This is a genomic window from Bradyrhizobium sp. LMTR 3, from assembly GCF_001693485.1.
Taxonomy (GTDB): Bacteria; Pseudomonadota; Alphaproteobacteria; order Rhizobiales; family Xanthobacteraceae; genus Bradyrhizobium.
The window spans coordinates 199,416-216,199 of record NZ_MAXC01000043.1; the positions used below are offsets into that span (position 1 = coordinate 199,416).

Consider the following 16,784-nt stretch of genomic DNA (forward strand, 5'->3'; position numbering starts at 1 on the left):
GCCTACGCTGCGACAAGCAATTCGCCAACCTCGGCCATGCCGACGCTGCGTTCGCCGAGCAGATGGCCTGATATCGCGCGCTGGGTGGCATTTTCCGCAAGCCGGAACGGATCGCTCGGCAGGACGCGATGGTCGACCACCATCCGCGACAACAACAGCCGCCTGGCGTCGCCGCGCATCTCGTGAATCCGCCCGCCCTCCCACGCCAGCGCAACGGCGCTGGCGACATGGTAGAGCAGGCTGGTGGCGCGCCGCGCATCGCCCTCATTGTCGGTCCGGCTGGCGACCTCGCGGGCAAAGCCGACCGCACGGTCTGTCAGTTCACCTAAGCGATTGCGCCAGGCCTGCGGCACGTTGGTGCTGTCGTCGAGGCGCGCGTGCAGATCGGCCGCGAGCGCGGCGTCAGCGCCGTGGCGGCCGACCGCGCGGGTCAGCGCGTCGATCGCGACGATGTTGCCGGTGCCTTCCCAGATCGAGCCGAGATGGGCGTCGCGCAGCAGCCGCGCGGTGGCAAACTCCTCGATGTAGCCGATGCCGCCGCGCATCTCCAACGCATCGCCGCAGACTTTTCGCGCGTCACGCGTGGCGCGGAACTTCAGCGTCGGCGTTAGGATGCGCAGCAGCGCCGCTGCGTCCTGGCTGCCGGCTTCCGCGCGATCGAGCGCGTCGGCCGTGAGAAAACTCATCGACAGCGCCTGCTCGGTCGGCAGCATGATCTTCATCAATTGCCGCCGCGCCAGCGGCAGATCGATTATCCTCTGGCCGAACACCACGCGATTTCTCGCGACCGTCATCGCGTCATGATGCGCGCGCCGCATCAGCGCAGTGGACTTGACGCCGTTGGACAGCCGCGAGGAGTTGACCATCTCGGCCATCTGCACGAAGCCGCGGTCGAGCTTGCCGACGGCGTAGGCCATCGCGCCCTCGAACTTGATCTCGCCCGACGCCATCGAACGGGTGCCGAGCTTGTCCTTCAGGCGAACGATCCGGTAGTGATTCTGCGAGCCGTCGTCGAGATACCGCGGCATCAGGAACAGGCCGACGCCGCGCGTGCCGGGGCCTGCGCCCTCGGGTCGCGCCAGCAGCATCACCACCTTGGCGTCGGCATTGGAGCAGAACCATTTCTCGCCGTAGAGCCGCCAGTGATCGCCCTCCTGCACGGCCCGCGTCGTCAGCGTGCCGACGTCGGAGCCGCCTTCCTTCTCAGTCATGAACTGGCCACCCTGAGTAAGCCTGCTCATGTCGGTCTGGGTCAGGCCGTCGAGATATTTTGCCTTCAACGCGTCGCTGCCGAAATTGTTGAGCAGTTTCGCGCAACCATCCGTGACGTTGATCGGACAGCCCATGCCGAATTCGGTCTGATTGAACAGGAACGTGAACGCATGCTTGGCGACGACAGGGTATTTATCCGGCCAGCCCATGATGCCCTTGCGGATCGACATCGCGTGAATGCCGAACTCGCCGAACGCGGCTTTCTCCAGCTCGCGATAGGCCGGGTGATATTCGATATACTGGATATCGCGGCCGAACTTGTCGCGCTGGTGCAGCACCGGTGTATGCCGGTCGGCAAGCCGCGCACATTCGTCGAGATAGCCGCCGGCCAGTTCGCCGATCCGGTCGAGATGCGGCTCGATATGGCGAAACAGCGCATCGGGCAGATGCAAGCGCAGCAGATCCGTCAACGCCGGATCGGCGCGGTAGAAATTCATCCCCGTCGTATCAGGTGCGAGCAATCCGGGCTGATTGGCTGATGCGGCTGCACGGTCTTGCATGAGTGGATGCATTTTTAGCCCTTGTTCGTTCCGCCCGATGTTGGTCAACTATCGATAACGCGGGCGGACGTGCCGTCAACAACCATAATTGGAGGGCCGCCATGGCGGACGATTGCCAGGCGGAATCGGGTGCCTAGATTACCTAATCCCCACCATTCGAGGACCGCGCCCATGGAATTGCCAAAATACAAGATTGCCCTGATCGTCGGTGTCGGCGAGGGATTGAGCGCATCGCTGGCGCGACTGTTCGCGCGCGAAGGCATCAAGGTTGCGCTTGCCGCGCGCAAGATCGAGAAGCTTGGCGCGCTCTGCACCGAGACCGGCGCCCGCGCCTTTGCCTGCAACGCGACGGAAGCCGAGGAAGTCGAGAGGCTGTTCGGCATGGTCGAACGCGAGATCGGCACGCCCGACCTCGTCGTCTATAACGCCAGCGGCCGCGCACGCGGCGCCTTCACCGACCTGGTTCCGGCCGAAGTTGCGAATGCGATCGCGGTCTCCGCCTTCGGCGGCTTTCTGGTAGCCCAGCAGGCGGCGACACGCATGCTGCCGAACAAGCACGGCGCGATCCTGTTCACCGGCGCCTCCGCCAGCGTGAAAGGCTATCCGCAGTCGGCGCCGTTCGCGATGGGCAAGTTTGCACTGCGCGGGCTGGCCCAGAGCATGGCGCGCGAATTGTCGCCGCAGGGCATCCATGTCGCGCATTTCGTCATCGACGGCGGCATCCGCAGCGCTGCGCGTACGGAGCCCGCCGATCGGCCGGACTCGATGCTCGATCCCGACGCGATTGCGCTGAGCTACTGGAACGTGCTGCAGCAACCGCGCAGCGCCTGGACGTGGGAAGTGGAATTGCGGCCCTGGGTGGAGAAGTTTTGAGGCATGAAAGCGTAGGGTGGGCAAAGGCGCTTGCGCCGTGCCCACCATCTATCGGCTGAGCGCAAGGTCGAATGGTGGGCACGCTTCGCGTTGCCCACCCTACAACAGTCGCAATGACGAGACAGGAACAGGGAAAGCCATGACCTCCGAAACCAAAATCGACACCGGCACCGAGGAACTGCTCTGCGTGATCCGCGACCGCGTCGCCATCATCACGCTGAACCGCCCCGAAGCGCGCAACGCGTTTTCGGATACGCTGACGCCGGCGCTTCGCAGCATGATCAAGGCCTGCGGCGAAAACCCCGAGGTCGGAGCGCTCCTGCTCACCGGCGCGGGCACCGCGTTCTGCGCCGGCGGCAACGTCAAGGGCATGGGCGCGCATCGCGACAAGAAGAAGCTCGAAATGGCGGATGACGAGAAGGTCGCCGACCTGCAGGAGCGGCAGCGCCTGCTTACCGGCGCGCTTGCCTCGGTGCGCAAACCGACGATTGCGGCGCTGCCCGGCCCCGCGGTCGGCGCTGGCCTCGCGCTCGCGCTGGCCTGCGATATCAGACTAGCGGCGCAATCCGCCTTCGTCTCCACCGGCTATGTCCGCGTGGCGCTCTCCGGCGACTACGGCATCGCCTGGCTGCTGACGCGGCTGGTCGGCACGTCGCGGGCGCGCGAACTGATGTTTACCGGCGACAAGGTCGATGCCGCCAGATGCGAGGCGATCGGTCTCGTCAACCGCGTGGTGCCCGACGACGAGTTGCAGACTGAGGCTTTTGCGCTCGCCAGATCCATGGCCGACGGCCCGACGCTCGCGCTGCGCTACATCAAGGACAATCTCGACGAAGCGCTGCAATTCGACTTCGCCACCGCGCGCGACCACGAGGCCGAGCGCCTCGTCCGCCTGACCACCACCGCCGATCACAAGGAGGCGGTGCAAGCCTTCATCGACAAACGCAAGCCGGTGTTCAGGGGCGCGTAGAGGGCACCCTGTAGCCGGATGGAGCGGAGCGAATCCGGGGGAACCCTCGGAGCGGCAGGATTGCTCCCGGATGTCGCGGAGCCTGTCATCGGGCGCGCATTCGCGACCCGTTGGCTGATCCGGGCTATGAACTAGATCGGATTCTCCGCAAACAGCCGCGCTACCATCACCGAGTCCAGATAGGCGCGCACGCGCACGATGGTGTCGTTCTTGAAGCAGCAGACCCAGCAATAATGGTTGTCGAAGCGGAAGCCGTTCTTCGCAGTTGCTTCCGAGTGCAATTCAACGATCGCCACATCGCCCGTCACGATCAGCTCGTCGACATGCAATTGAGCGCCGTTCGGCAAGACCTTACCAAGCTTGGCGAAGGTGCCGGCGATAAAATCGGCCTTCGATTTGTAGTGGCCGGCGAGCGGGTGCGTGCCCATGACGGTCCAGTCGACGTCATCGGCGACATGGGCGAAGAAGCCGGCGCCGTCGCCCTGCTCAAGGCCGGTAAATATCTTCCGTACGAATCCGGCGTCGACTGCCATGGCCGCCCCCTCCCTGCATATGCGCAAGCGCGGATGGCTCACGCCTTTGCCGCGGAGGCTAGACCGCGCTCGAGGGTTTATCAATCGGCTGGAGGATCTAAAGAAAATGGCCCGGTTCTGGAGCGGCCAGAACCGGGCTCAGTGATCAAACCGCAAGCGAGGACATTGCGCTGGGAGAGACGGCGGCGAGCCGCCAACTGGCGCATAGGATTTCCTGCGGTTCGATACGAACGTGATTTTGGATATCCTTCTGGAAGCGCGTCAGCCTCCAGTCGCCGGGCGTATTGGTAAAGCCGTAGCCGGACTTGCGGGCGAGCGCGATCATGGCATCGTTGGAACGCAGCGTGTCGCCAAAGATGCGCTCGGCGCCGAACGCGGCCGCGCGGCATTCGAGGTTTTTCAACAGCGCCCTGCCGATGCCATGGCCCTGCCAGCGATCGTCGATCGACAGGCCGAATTCGATTGCAGCAGTCTGGCTGTCGAAGGCATAGCGCGCTTCGCCGACGATGGTCTCGCGGCCGTCGACCGGCATGGTCGCGACCACACTGAACCGGTCCGCTTCGCCGACATCGATGAAGCGTTCGAGTTCGGACGGCGGCAGCTCGCTGGCGGCGCCGAGGAAGCGGTTGTAACGGGAGCGCGTCGAGAGCGCGCGGAAATAGTTCTGCAGCGCCTCGGCATCGCGCGGTTCGACGAAGCGCACGGTCACGGCCTGGCCGTGCCGCGAGCGGAGCACGTCCGAATACTGCCTGAGATCGTCGAAACGCAGCCTGCTCATCACGCGCTCCCGTCGGTCCTCAATGAAAATGGCCGGCGCCCCCCAGACGAGGCGGCGCCGGCCGGCTGCTACTCAAGCCCGCCAGAACGGTTTCTCGGCCTCGTAGGCCACGTCACTCCAGGAGACGCCGATGTCGTGCAGCTCCCGCTCCGACCACTTGGCCAGTTCGCGGCGGGACTGATAGCGCTGCCGCCAGATATGGAGTTTCTCGGCCAATTGGCTCAAAATCCCAGGTCCATGATGATTTATCATCGATTCATGCGTGTAAGTAGACATTTTCGGCTCCTGTAGTAATCTGTTGGCGCTAATATCTGCGCTTCCGGGGCCGTTCACAAACGACACTTTGTACCGTTTCGGATGATATAAACTCATGTATTAGGGAGAATCGGGAATGACCGGCAGACTGCCGTCGCTGAATGGCCTGCGCGCCTTCGAGGCAGCCGCCCGGCATCTGAGCTTCACGCAGGCCGCCTCCGAGCTGAACGTCACGCAGACCGCGATCAGCCACCAGATCAAGCGGCTGGAGGAAGAGCTCGGGGTTCGCCTCTTTGTCCGTCAGAACCGCTCGCTGACGCTGACGGCGGAAGCGCAGGACTACCTTCCCGGCATCCGCGCCGCTTTCAACGATCTCCGGCTCGCGACCGACCGCCTGCTGCGCAAAGACGACGACCATGTGCTGACGGTGTCGACGCTGGCCTCGCTGGCCGCCAAATGGCTGCTGCCGCGCCTCACGGCTTTTCAGGAAGCGCAACCGGGGATCGACGTTCGCATCACGACCTCGATCAATCTCGTCGACTTCCAGCGCGACAAGGTCGATGCTGCGATCCGCTACGGCCGCGGCCAGTGGCCTGGCGTTCGCGCCGACTGGCTGATGGCGGACGAACTCTTTCCGGTGTGCAGTCCGGCACTGCTCAAGGGGAACAAGCCGCTGAAATGCCCCGAAGACCTCCGGGATCACGTGCTGCTGCACACCAGCAACGCAAATAGCGACGACTGGCGGCTGTGGCTGACGGCGGCCGGGCTGCCGGGCGATTTTTCCAAACAGCCGGGCGTGACCTTCGACATGATCTTCATGACGGTGCAGGCCGCGATCGACGGCCTCGGCGTTGCCATGGGCCGCACCGCCTATGTGCAGGAGGACATCGCCAAGGGACGCCTGGTCGTTCCCTTCAAGATGGCTTTCCCGGTCGATGCCGGATTCTATCTGGTCTCGCCGGCGGGTAGAGCCGATCCGCCAAAGCTCGCGGCCTTCCGGCAATGGCTGCTCGCCTCCGTTCAGAACCGTTCCTGAGTGTGCTGATATTCCGCTTAGCCAGGTGCATGCGACATCGTCGCATGCGGCTATGCTGATTACTGATGCAGGCGCACGAGAGGCGTGACGCGGCCGCTGCATCAGGCTAGAAAATCGCGGGCGGATGGATTTGCCTGGCCGAGCGCCGGTTTGATTCCAGGCCAACAACGACAACAAGAGCGCATGGCCGATTTGACAGTTAAGTTCGATGTGCTGGTGATCGGCGGCGGCAACGCTGCTCTCTGCGCCGCCATCAGCGCCCGGCGCGCAGGCGCTTCCGTGCTGGTGCTGGAAGGCGCTCCGAAGTTCTATCGCGGCGGCAACACGCGCCACACCCGCAACATGCGCTGCGCGCACGATGCCGCGACCGACATTCTCACCGGGCCGTACACGGAAGAGGAGTTCTGGGACGATCTGTTGCGGCTGACCGGCGGTCAGACCGACGAGGAACTGGCGAAATTCATGATCAGGGAGTCCAAGGACATTCTGAACTGGATCGTCGAACAGGGCGTGCGCTGGCAACCCTCGCTCGGCGGCACGCTGAGCCTCGGCCGCACCAACTCGTTCTTCCTCGGCGGCGGGCGGGCGATGCTGAACGCGCTCTATCTCACCGCGGAAAAACTCGGCGTCGAAATCGTCTACGATGCCGAGGTGATCGACCTCGATATCGAACACGGCATGTTTCTTTCCGCGAAACTGAAGCAGCCGATCGACGGCACGAGCGAAATCCGCGCTTCCGCACTGGTCGCCGCCGCCGGCGGCTTTGAGGCCAATATCGAATGGCTGAAGGAATATTGGGGCGAGGCGGCGGATAATTTCCTGATCCGCGGCACGCCCTATAACCGCGGCTCGATCCTGAAAATGCTGCTCGACAAGGGCGTGCAGGACATCGGCGATCCCACCCAATGCCACGCGGTTGCGATCGACGCTCGCGCACCGAAATTCGACGGCGGCATCATCACCCGCCACGACTCGGTCGTGTTCGGCATCGTCGTCAACAAGCACGCCCGGCGCTTCTACGACGAGGGCGAGGATATCTGGCCGAAGCGTTACGCGATCTGGGGGCGGCTGGTGGCCGCGCAACCGGACCAGATCGCCTACATCATCTTCGATGCCTCCGTTCGCAACAGTTTTATGCCGACGCTGTTTCCGCCGATCGAAGGCGGGAGTATTGCCGAGTTGGCCGCCAAGCTCGAACTCGATCCAGCGGCGCTGGAGAAAACCATCGCCGAATTCAACGCCGCGGTTAAGCCCGGCACGTTCGATCACACCATTCTCGACGATTGCCGCACTGAAGGCATCACGCCGCCGAAGACGCATTGGGCGCGCCGGATCGAGACGCCGCCTTACCTCGCCTATCCGGTGCGGCCCGGCATCACCTTCACCTATCTCGGCACCCGCGTGAACAGGCAGGCGCGCATGGTGATGAAGGACGGCAAGCCTTCGGCCAACATGTTCGCGGCCGGCGAGATCATGGCCGGCAACGTACTCGGCAAGGGCTATGCGGCCGGCATCGGGATGACCATCGGCAGCGTGTTCGGTCGGGTCGCGGGACGGGAAGCGGCGAAGAATGCGCGGAACTAGATGCGCGCTCAGCCCACCTCGCCCCGCCCTTTGCGGGGAGAGGGAGAGAACAACGAAGGGAGGACTTGTGATGCGGCTTGCGATCACTACTGCTGCAGTCGTTCTGATGAACGCGACGCTGGCCCACGCCGCCGAGCCGATCGCGCTACGCGACATGGGTTCGTTCCATGTCGGCGGCCGGCTGGTCGAAATTTCCGGCAAGCCGGTGAAGGAAGTGACCTTCACCCCCGGCGGTGTGCCGGCAAAAGTCGATCCCAACGGCACCTATCAGGTCGAGCAGATGTATGTGCAGTATTTTCTGCCCGCGAACGAAAAGGGCGCCTATCCACTTCTGATGTGGCATGGCGGCGGGCTCACCGGCGTCACCTATGAGACGACGCCCGACGGGCGCGAGGGCTGGCTGAACTATTTTCTGCGCAAGGGCTGGGCCGTCTACAATTCGGACGCGGTCGAGCGCGGCCGCGCCGGCTGGGCGCAATATCCAGATATCTTCAAGAGCGAGCCGGTATTCCTCACGACCGCCAATCCGTTCGAGCGATTTCGGATCGGCGACGGCGCCGGCTCCTATGATCCGGATCCGGCGAAGCGAAAATTGCTGCCTGGCAATCAGTTTCCGAACGAGGGCTACGAGAATTTCGTCAAGCAGAATGTGCCGCGCTGGACCACCACGGATGATGCCATCATCGCCGCCTATATCGCCGAGATCGACCGCGTCGGCCCTTCCATCATTCTGTTCCACAGCCAGGCCGGCAGTTTCGGCTTCAAGGTGGCGCAGGCGCGGCCCGACAAGGTCAAAGCGCTGATTGCGATCGAGCCGGCCGGCGTCGGCGATCCCGCCAAGGTCGACGTGCTGAAGAACATTCCGACGCTGATCGTCTATGGCGACTATATCGAGAAGGATTCGCGCTGGCCGAAGATTCGCGCCAACGGCCTTGCGTTTGCGGACGCGATCAAGGCGGCGGGCGGCAGCGTCGATGTCGTCGATCTGCCGCAAGCAGGCATCAAGGGCAATTCGCACATGGTGATGATGGACAAGAACAACGCCGAGGTCGCCGCCCTGATCCAGAAGTGGCTGGAGGGCAAGGGGTTGACGAAATAGCCGGGTTGGCCGCGGGAGCAGGAAGCAGCGCATCATGCACGGAACGAAGATTCTGGAGGAGGCCGACCGCCTGATGACGGTCTGCAATTCCTGCCGCTATTGCGAGGGCCTCTGTGCGGTGTTTCCGGCGATGGAAATGCGCCGCGCCTTTTCCGACGGCGATCTCAATTATCTCGCCAATCTCTGCCACGCCTGCGGCGCCTGCTACACCGATTGCCAATTCTCGCCGCCGCATGAATTCAACGTCAATGTGCCGAGGACGCTCGCGGTAGCGCGCGCGGAATCTTATGCGGCCTATGCATGGCCACGCGCCTTCGCGGGCACGTTCGCGCGCAACGGACTTGTCATCAGTCTCGTTGCCGCGCTCAGCGTCGCCGCGTTCATTTTCGGCTTTGCTGCTTTACACGATCGCCAGGTGCTGTTTGGCATCCATACCGGGCCGGGCGCGTTCTACAAGCTGATGCCGCACAACGCGATGGCAGCCCTGTTCGGCGCGGCGTTCCTTTACGCGATCGCAGCGCTGGCGATGGGCGTGCGCGCCTTCTGGCGCGACATCGGCGAGCCCATCGGCATGAAGACCGATGCACGCGCGCTGCTGCAGGCCATCCGCGACGCCGGCGAACTGCGCTATCTCGATGGCGGCGGCGTCGGCTGCTTCAACGAGGACGACCGCCCGACCGACCGCCGCCGGCTCTATCATCACCTCACCTTCTACGGTTTTGCGCTATGCTTTGCCTCGACCTGCGTCGCAACGCTCTATCACTATCTGCTGGCGCGCGAGGCGCCGTATCCGTGGTGGGATCTGCCGGTGGTTCTCGGCACGATCGGCGGCATCGGGCTGTTGATTGGGCCGATCGGTTTGCTCGCTGAACGATGGAAGCGCGATTCCATCCTGGTCGATGAAGCGCGTTACGGCATGGATGTCGCGTTCATCGCGATGCTGTTCCTGACGAGTCTCACGGGCATGGCGCTGCTGATCTTGCGCGAGACGGCAGCGATGGGACCGCTGCTGGCGCTGCATCTCGGCGTGGTGTTTTCGCTGTTCGTCACCATGCCCTATGGCAAGTTCGTGCACGGCATTTATCGTTTCGCGGCGCTGGTGCGGTATGCGCGGGAGCGCAAGGCGATGGCGCAAGGGGCAGGCGAATAGCATTCTTCGGCATGGCGAGCGACGCGAAACAATCATGGCGTCATGCATGGAGAAATCCCGATAATGATATCGGGGCTGATCTTTGTCGATGATGTCGCGGATGTGATCGCGCGCAATGCAAGTTGATCGGGCGGTTCCCGTCGATCATTTCTGCAGCTTTTTCCCAAGAACAACTTGAACCAAACGAGCTCCGCACTGTTTGCAGTGCAAGTTCACAAAGGCAACCCGGATGGAACCGGGGGGCCGATTCCTGAGGAAGCGCTCTTTCGGGCGCCACCAACCGAGAGAGAGCTGATGAGCAATCCATCGTCCGGCCAACGACATCCGGCAATCCTGAGAGTTTCCGCCATCGGCGTGGCCGGGCTTTTGTCGGCATTAATGGTTACGGCCGTGGCTCCGCCGATTACCGCCGATCAATCCGACCGCGCCGTTGTCAACGCGCCGGTGACGCTGCTGACCGCACCGATCGGCGGCGAGATCGACACGGTGACGGCGCTTCCCGGCCACGACGTTCGCGACGGCGACAGACTGGCGCAGATCAGCAATCCAAGGCTCGACCGCAGCACGCTGATCTCGTTGGAAGAAAAATCATCCGATGCGCGCCAGAAGCTCGACGCGACGCGGGCAAAGGGCGCATCCGACCGCGCCTATGTTGCTTCCCTCGAGGCCGAACTCGCCAGCCAAACCGAGCAGCTCAAGATGCAGTTCCAGTCGCAGATCGAGGAGCTGCGCGCCCGCGTGTCGCAATCCAATGCCCAGAGCGGCGAAAAGAAGGTTTTGGTAGATCGGCAAAGCAACATGGTGACGCGCAATACGGCGAGTATGGACATGCTCAGACCGACCACGCAGCAATATGCCGCGGCCATGCACAATGCGGACGCGGAACGCGCCAAGCTCAATCAAAAGATTGCGCAGCTCAATGCCTTGAACGGGGGTATCTATGTCGGAGAGGAACTGGTTGTGCTCAACAATCTGGCGCAGAAGCGCCGGGACATCGATCTCGACGCCCAGCGCATGGAGATCGAGGAGCGGCAGCAATCTGCCGTCCTCGGCGACCTGGAGCGCCTGATCGACACCGAGCAGAAGCGGCTTGCGAGCCTGGAAGGAGCGGACGTCCTTTCCCGCGGCTCCGGCAAGGTGCTGACCATTGGCGCTGCGATGGGGCGTCACGTCAGCGCCGGCGATACCATCAGCTCCGTCGTCGATTGCGACAAACGCTTCGTGGTTGCCATTTTCTCGTACCGGCAAGGCCAGAACATGATGCCCGGCACCCGTGTCCGCATCGACGGAAGTACGTTCCGTACCGGAATCGTCAGCGCGGTGTTGCCGAAGACCAGCGACAAGGTCGATGAGCGCTTTGCCGTGCCGTTTCCGCAAACCGAACGGCGCGAGCTCTATGCGATCATTACGCCTGAAGGCGCGAACGAGGCTGACGCGCCGGTGCAGGAAACGCAGGCTTCGGATGCTGCGGCCTGCGCGGTCGGCCAGTGGGTCACCGTCACGCGCGACAACGGCGTGGTGCCGTCGATGTCGGTCACCTGGCGGCGGATCGGCAATCTCATGGCCTCGTGGGCGCATGATGACAACAGCGAGACCGCGCAAAGCCACCCGATCGATGCGGATACACGCCGTTCCGGCATGGCCCAGCCGGAGGCACCGAAGGCCGATGAAAATTGGTGGTCCCGCACCGGCACGCTCGTATCGCGATGAAGCGCGCGATCGGAATGGCGTTGTGTGCAATGGTCCTGGGTTCGACGCCGGCTGCGAGCAAGCAGCCGGAAAAGGGCGGCCCGTTTTGCGCCGGGCTGAACAAGGCGGTGGCACCGCTGACCGGCGAGGCCGATGCCGTCTTCATCCGCAGTTATGAACCCGGCGCTGGCGAAGCAAACCTGCCGGCGGGCATTGCCACGACGGCGTTTGTCTATGACAACGCGCTCGCCGTCATTGCGCTGATCGCTTGCGGCAACGTGCCGGATGCCAAACCGATCGCTAACGCGTTGAGCCGGGCAGCCCGCAAGGACCGGACTTTTCACGATCATCGGGTTCGCAACGCCTATCGTGCGGGCCCGGTTGGCAACGGAGCTCCGAATCTGCCGGGATGGTGGGACGAGCACGCCAGGATCTGGGCCGAGGATGCGGCGCAGGACGGCACCTCGACCGGCAACGTTGCATGGGCGGCCTTGGCGCTGCTGACGCTGCACCAGGCGACGCACGATCGGCAGTATCTCGCCGACGCCAGAAGCCTGGTCGATTGGATCATCGCCACGACCGCCTGCGGCGATGGGTTCTGCGGTGGCGTTCATAGCTACGATCCGCAGCAGGTCAGGCTCACCTGGATGTCGACCGAGCACAATGCCGACGTCCACGCCGCCGCGAGCTGGCTGTTCCGCCTGACCGGCGAGCCAAAATACGCCGACGCGGCCGGGCAGGCCCGGCGGCTGCTCGATCGTAGCTTCCGCGGAAATCACTTTCTGCTCGGCACGAAGCCCGACGGCAGTCCTGCGGATGAAGGCCTGCTCGCGCTCGACGCTCAGCTTTGGCCATGGATGGCCGTGCCGGATGCGCCTGCGGCCTGGCGAAGCACGCTTGATTTCGCGCAAGCTCACCTGGCGGTTGACGGCGGCTTCGATTTCAACGGCGACCGCGACGGCGTCTGGGTCGAGGGAACGGCGCAGGCGGCATTGGCCTACCGGATCAGCGGTGACACGCCGCAGAGCGATCGGCTGCTGGCCAATTTGAAGGCCGATCAAACACGCTCCGGCCTGCTCAACGCCGCGCGCACCGCGCGACTGACGACGGGGTTGTCGATCGATCCCACCGGCACCGTGCCCGACTTCTTCTACTACCGCCGCCCGCACCTCGGCGCGACGGCGTGGGCGGCGCTGGCCGAAACGGGTTGGAATCCGTTCACCGGGGAAAAGATACGATGATGTTCCCGAGCGCCGGCGATGACCTATCGATCCTCACCATCGATATGGGAATCTTCCTTGGGCTTCTGGTGATGGCGCGGCTGCTGGATCCGCTGCATGCCAAGGACCGTATCCTGTTCGGCATCACGACTTCAGCCCTTCTGATCCTCTACGCGCTCTGGCGATGGAACGATACGTTGCCGCCGTTTGCGCTGTCGGCCGAAAGCCTGTGGCCACGGCTGTTCATTTCGTTTGAATTTCTTGCCATTCTCTACACGCTGATCTCGATCGTCATCCTGTTCCGCAGCACCGATCGCTCCGCGCAGGCCGACGCGGCGCAACGTGAACTATCCGGATCGCGTGGCTTCCCCGCCGTCGACATCTTCATCTGCACCTACGACGAGCCGCTCGAAATCCTCGAACGATCGATCCTCAGCGCGCTGGCGCTCGATTATCCCAATGCGACGGTCTGGGTGCTCGACGACACCAGGCGCGACTGGCTGCGGGAGTATTGCGAAAAAGTCGGTGCTCGTCATGTGACGCGGCCAGACAACAACGGCGCCAAGGCCGGCAATCTCAATAACGGACTGACGGCGACCGCGCGCGAGACCAATGCGCCCGTCATCCTGGTGGTCGACGCCGATTTTGCGCCACGGCGGGATTTCTTGAAACGTACGGTCGGTCTGCTGTTGTCCGATCCAAAGGTGGCGATCGTGCAGACGCCGCAGTTTTACCATAACGCCGACCCGATCCAGCACAATCTGCTCGCCGGGAAGAGCTGGGTCGACGATCAACGCTTCTTCTTCGACGTCTTTCAGCCCGCCAAGGACGCGTGGGGCTGCTCGTTTTGCGTCGGCACTTCCTTTGTCGTTCGCCGCGACCGGCTTGACGAGATCGGCGGCTTCCCGCAGCAAGCGATTTCGGAAGACATCAATCTCACCTACACGATGCTCGTGCACGGCTACCGTACCTGGTGGCTGAACGAACCGCTCAGCTTCGGTCTTTCGGCCGAAGGCATCCCTGAGTACATCACCCAGCGCGCGCGCTGGTGTCTTGGCACCGTACAGGTTGCCCTGCTCCGCAATGGCCCGCTGGTCGGCCGCGGCTTCAGCTTCACCCAGCGCTGGCACTATTTTCACGGGGTGCTGAACTGGCTCAGCAAGCCATTCATGGTGTTGCTGCTGATCGCGCCGACGATCTACTGGTTCGGCGGCCTGCCCGCCTTCGAAGCCGACTACCATACCTTCCTGCGCTACGGCGTGCCGGCGCTGCTTGGTCAAATCATCTACATGGGCTGGATCTCGCGCGGGCGAACGCTGCCGTTATTCATGGAGGCCACCCACGCCGTCACCTGCTTTGCGGTGACCGCAACGCTCTTCAGCGCCATCGTCAAGCCGTTCGGCCGCCCGTTCAAGATCACCGACAAGGGCGGCGACCGCTCGACGCCACGCGTGCATTGGAGGCTTGCAGCGATCTTCGGACTGATCGCTGCAAGTTCTGCCGCCAGCATCATTTGGGCGTTCATCTCGCCCTATGCGGCCAGCGAGATTTCGTCGCTCGACTTCTTCAATTTGCTGTGGACCGGCATCGCGATGCTGATCGCCTTCATCGCGCTTCTCGTCTGCTTCGAATTGCCCCGTCCTGGCGACGTGTTCGAAACGGATGAGCCCGCCTGGCTGTCGGGCGAAGGGAAAATCCTGTCGTGTCGCCTGCTCGCGGTGTCGCCGACCTCGGTGCGCTTCTCGGGTCCGGCCGGCAACGCCCTCGAGCTTGCGGGCTGGCGATATCAGATTCATCTGGAAGGGTTGGGATGGACCGACATATCAACGGTCTCGCGATTCCGCGAGACCGTGCTGGCGCGCCTTGAACCTACGGCCGAACAATATCAGCGGCTGGTCGTTCGGCTTTTCAGCACATCTCGCGGCAACATCGCCAATGAAGCCAGCCTGCGCGGCGCGCTGACCGGATTGCTGCGACGGGGATTCGTCGGCACCTGAGGCGGTATGTACGTCCCATCGACATCATTACAGGCGAGCGCACCGTGCTTCAGTACCGCTCTGCGATCTGATCGAGCTTCCTGCTGAGCAACCAGGACAGGCCGAGGAACGCGACCAACATCACGATGCCCAGCCCCGATGAGGCATTGCTGATGGACTTCTCCGAGAACTGACCGAACGCATATCCGGCCGAGACAACGGTGCAGGACCAAAGGCCCGCCGCGCCGAAGTTGAGTGCCAGGAAAGTGGACCAGGGCAGCCGCGATATGCCGTAGGCGAAACCCGCGACCCCGCGAATACCGTGCGGGAACCGATGAAGCAGAATCATCCAGCCGTAGTGCCGGTCCGTCAGCCGGGCCGCGGTCTGCAGCGTGCGCTCGATGCGCGGAAAACGTTCGAACCAGCGGACGCCATAACGTCGCGCGATCCAGAAGCGAATCACGTCGCCAGCGAAGCTGCCAAACCAGCAGACCACGATGAGCTTACCAAGACCCAACACGCCCGAATGAGCGGCATAGCCCGCAAACAGCGCTAGCAGTAGGCTATGCGAGGCCGCATAGGCGAACATCAGGCTGTAGGCAGCATCGCCGTGTTGGCGGATGAGCTCCAGAAATGAGGTCAGATCGGTCGGAAAAAGCAATACAGGCCCACCCAAATTCGTGCATGGCGATATTTCCCCCCCAGAAGAGTGGGTTCGGTTTGAACGCTAGCACCCCGCGGAAGGACACGGAAGCCCAATAGGCGGGCCCACAGCCGACGGCTTTGCACGCCGAGCGTGCTTGCAGGTGAGGCGGGCCGTACGCGGGTTAGGACGCGCACCTACTAATCGAGATTGATCGGTGCGGCTTGATCGATGTCCGCCATGCCCCGATAGCAACCAAATTCCGCAGAGCCGCGAAATAACGCGATGGGCCAGAAGGCGACAGCACGGCTGCTCAGGGTGACTTCGGATCGCTAGTTAGAGGCCCTAGCCAGAAGTGACTGGGCCGCCCCACTGTACCAACTCGAGGGTGATGCCCTCGGGACCCTCGAAGAGCCGCAGTTTTCGGCTAATGTAGTCCATCTCGTCGCTCAGCACGGTTACGCCGTTGGCCACGAGGTGCGCGGTGGCTGCCTCAATGTCGTCGACGCGGAACGCAAGGTGATTGAAGCCCCTTTTTCGCAGGTTCGTCGGGTGCGCACCCGGATCGGTCTCTGAGGGCGGGTCGAACTCAAGCAGTTGGATTTCGAAATGAGGAACCGCTCCTTCGAGTGCCAGGGTGATATGCTGCGCTTTCATGTCCGGCATGCCCATATACCTAGCGGGAAGGCCGCCGTCGATCGTCGCGACGTGATCCTTCTTGAAACCAAAGAGCGCGAAGAACTCGATCGCGGGGCCAGCGTCTGCCACTGCGATAGTAACATGATCCGGATTGAGTATCATCTTGTCACTCCCTGTCATCAACGCCGCGCTTGGCTGCGCCGGCCTATCACCGCCAGGTGAGCTGCCGGCAACCGGCCCTCCGCTCTTGCAAGACTACCAGCTCACTCCGTCGCACGGTAGGCGGGCTGGCCCGCGACGCAGTCTGTTTCGTCACATTCGCGACAGGAGCAAGTCGACGACAGGTCCGGCGACGTCGCCATGTCGCCGAAAGGGGAAGTCAATTCAGAGCACTAGCGGCAGCGCTACTGGCGCCAGTTCGGGTTGATCGTACCGCTGTAGCCGTGATTCCTCGAGTCATGCGCTACTAACTCAGCGGTTACGAACGGGCCGCCATCGAACCGATGCTGCCGAACCAGCCGCGCGGCGTTCCGCGTGTAAATGACCGACGCATGCTCAATTGCATCG

Annotated in this window: 15 protein-coding genes; 9 read left to right on the forward strand and 6 right to left on the reverse strand. The window is 63.1% G+C overall.

The window, feature by feature from the left end:
- Positions 1-2: 2 nt before the first annotated feature.
- Positions 3-1,772 carry an acyl-CoA dehydrogenase family protein gene (locus LMTR3_RS24495; RefSeq protein WP_502686668.1) on the reverse strand — a complete coding sequence of 590 codons (1,770 nt, stop codon included), beginning with the start codon at positions 1,770-1,772 and terminating at the stop codon, positions 3-5.
- A 171-nt stretch (positions 1,773-1,943) separates the two neighbouring features.
- Between LMTR3_RS24495 and LMTR3_RS24500 the strand changes: the two genes are divergently transcribed.
- Positions 1,944-2,645, forward strand: a complete 702-nt coding sequence (locus tag LMTR3_RS24500; protein WP_065747561.1) for an SDR family NAD(P)-dependent oxidoreductase — start codon at positions 1,944-1,946, stop codon at positions 2,643-2,645.
- A 139-nt stretch (positions 2,646-2,784) separates the two neighbouring features.
- Positions 2,785-3,615 (forward strand): enoyl-CoA hydratase, encoded by an 831-nt coding sequence (locus LMTR3_RS24505; RefSeq protein ID WP_065747562.1) that lies wholly within the window; start codon positions 2,785-2,787, stop codon positions 3,613-3,615.
- A gap of 131 nt (positions 3,616-3,746) precedes the next feature.
- Here LMTR3_RS24505 and LMTR3_RS24510 read toward each other — a convergent pair whose 3' ends face one another.
- The 3 genes from LMTR3_RS24510 to LMTR3_RS24520 all read right to left on the reverse strand — a co-directional run bounded on the left by LMTR3_RS24510 (position 3,747) and on the right by LMTR3_RS24520 (position 5,202).
- Positions 3,747-4,148, reverse strand: coding sequence for a nuclear transport factor 2 family protein (locus LMTR3_RS24510; protein WP_065747563.1), 402 nt, complete (start codon positions 4,146-4,148; stop codon positions 3,747-3,749).
- A 145-nt stretch (positions 4,149-4,293) separates the two neighbouring features.
- Positions 4,294-4,926 carry a GNAT family N-acetyltransferase gene (locus tag LMTR3_RS24515; RefSeq protein ID WP_065747564.1) on the reverse strand — a complete coding sequence of 211 codons (633 nt, stop codon included), beginning with the start codon at positions 4,924-4,926 and terminating at the stop codon, positions 4,294-4,296.
- Between the two features lie 72 nt (positions 4,927-4,998).
- Positions 4,999-5,202 carry a DUF1127 domain-containing protein gene (locus tag LMTR3_RS24520; protein ID WP_065747565.1) on the reverse strand — a complete coding sequence of 68 codons (204 nt, stop codon included), beginning with the start codon at positions 5,200-5,202 and terminating at the stop codon, positions 4,999-5,001.
- A gap of 115 nt (positions 5,203-5,317) precedes the next feature.
- On the opposite strand from LMTR3_RS24520, the gene LMTR3_RS24525 reads away from it, so the two are divergent.
- The 7 genes from LMTR3_RS24525 to LMTR3_RS24555 all read left to right on the forward strand — a co-directional run bounded on the left by LMTR3_RS24525 (position 5,318) and on the right by LMTR3_RS24555 (position 14,956).
- A complete protein-coding gene (locus LMTR3_RS24525; protein WP_065747566.1) occupies positions 5,318-6,217 on the forward strand; it encodes a transcriptional regulator GcvA in 900 nt (299 codons plus the stop codon).
- 192 nt (positions 6,218-6,409) lie between these two features.
- Entirely contained in the window at positions 6,410-7,801 is a 1,392-nt protein-coding gene (gene tcuA, locus LMTR3_RS24530; protein WP_065747841.1) for an FAD-dependent tricarballylate dehydrogenase TcuA, read from the forward strand.
- A gap of 67 nt (positions 7,802-7,868) precedes the next feature.
- Positions 7,869-8,900, forward strand: a complete 1,032-nt coding sequence (locus LMTR3_RS24535; protein WP_065747567.1) for an alpha/beta hydrolase — start codon at positions 7,869-7,871, stop codon at positions 8,898-8,900.
- A gap of 34 nt (positions 8,901-8,934) precedes the next feature.
- Positions 8,935-10,050 (forward strand): tricarballylate utilization 4Fe-4S protein TcuB, encoded by a 1,116-nt coding sequence (gene tcuB / locus LMTR3_RS24540; RefSeq protein WP_065747568.1) that lies wholly within the window; start codon positions 8,935-8,937, stop codon positions 10,048-10,050.
- Between the two features lie 294 nt (positions 10,051-10,344).
- Positions 10,345-11,760: an HlyD family secretion protein gene (locus LMTR3_RS24545; RefSeq protein WP_084029788.1), complete on the forward strand. Its 1,416-nt coding sequence runs from the start codon at positions 10,345-10,347 to the stop codon at positions 11,758-11,760.
- A gap of 14 nt (positions 11,761-11,774) precedes the next feature.
- Positions 11,775-12,980, forward strand: a complete 1,206-nt coding sequence (locus LMTR3_RS24550) for a hypothetical protein (RefSeq protein WP_176721983.1) — start codon at positions 11,775-11,777, stop codon at positions 12,978-12,980.
- On the forward strand, positions 12,980-14,956 hold the full coding sequence (locus LMTR3_RS24555; protein WP_084029806.1) for a glycosyltransferase family 2 protein: 1,977 nt from the start codon (positions 12,980-12,982) through the stop codon (positions 14,954-14,956). Before LMTR3_RS24550 ends, LMTR3_RS24555 begins: the two co-directional genes overlap by 1 nt.
- A gap of 49 nt (positions 14,957-15,005) precedes the next feature.
- On the opposite strand, the gene LMTR3_RS24560 is transcribed toward LMTR3_RS24555, so the two are convergent.
- Positions 15,006-15,596, reverse strand: coding sequence for a DedA family protein (locus LMTR3_RS24560; protein ID WP_065747570.1), 591 nt, complete (start codon positions 15,594-15,596; stop codon positions 15,006-15,008).
- Between the two features lie 327 nt (positions 15,597-15,923).
- The gene (locus LMTR3_RS24565; protein ID WP_065747844.1) at positions 15,924-16,379 is read right to left on the reverse strand and encodes a VOC family protein; all 456 of its coding nucleotides are present in this window, start codon (positions 16,377-16,379) and stop codon (positions 15,924-15,926) included.
- Positions 16,380-16,784 lie beyond the last annotated feature (405 nt).

What these genes read in the sequence shown, in the direction of transcription:
- LMTR3_RS24495 (WP_502686668.1), bottom strand. Translation starts at nt 1,772, where the DNA reads ATGCAAGACCGTGCAGCCGCATCAGCCAATCAGCCCGGATTGCTCGCA.
- LMTR3_RS24500 (WP_065747561.1), top strand. Translation starts at nt 1,944, where the DNA reads ATGGAATTGCCAAAATACAAGATTGCCCTGATCGTCGGTGTCGGCGAG.
- LMTR3_RS24505 (WP_065747562.1), top strand. Translation starts at nt 2,785, where the DNA reads ATGACCTCCGAAACCAAAATCGACACCGGCACCGAGGAACTGCTCTGC.
- LMTR3_RS24510 (WP_065747563.1), bottom strand. Translation starts at nt 4,148, where the DNA reads ATGGCAGTCGACGCCGGATTCGTACGGAAGATATTTACCGGCCTTGAG.
- LMTR3_RS24515 (WP_065747564.1), bottom strand. Translation starts at nt 4,926, where the DNA reads ATGAGCAGGCTGCGTTTCGACGATCTCAGGCAGTATTCGGACGTGCTC.
- LMTR3_RS24520 (WP_065747565.1), bottom strand. Translation starts at nt 5,202, where the DNA reads ATGTCTACTTACACGCATGAATCGATGATAAATCATCATGGACCTGGG.
- LMTR3_RS24525 (WP_065747566.1), top strand. Translation starts at nt 5,318, where the DNA reads ATGACCGGCAGACTGCCGTCGCTGAATGGCCTGCGCGCCTTCGAGGCA.
- tcuB (WP_065747568.1), top strand. Translation starts at nt 8,935, where the DNA reads ATGCACGGAACGAAGATTCTGGAGGAGGCCGACCGCCTGATGACGGTC.
- LMTR3_RS24545 (WP_084029788.1), top strand. Translation starts at nt 10,345, where the DNA reads ATGAGCAATCCATCGTCCGGCCAACGACATCCGGCAATCCTGAGAGTT.
- LMTR3_RS24550 (WP_176721983.1), top strand. Translation starts at nt 11,775, where the DNA reads ATGGCGTTGTGTGCAATGGTCCTGGGTTCGACGCCGGCTGCGAGCAAG.
- LMTR3_RS24555 (WP_084029806.1), top strand. Translation starts at nt 12,980, where the DNA reads ATGTTCCCGAGCGCCGGCGATGACCTATCGATCCTCACCATCGATATG.
- LMTR3_RS24565 (WP_065747844.1), bottom strand. Translation starts at nt 16,379, where the DNA reads ATGATACTCAATCCGGATCATGTTACTATCGCAGTGGCAGACGCTGGC.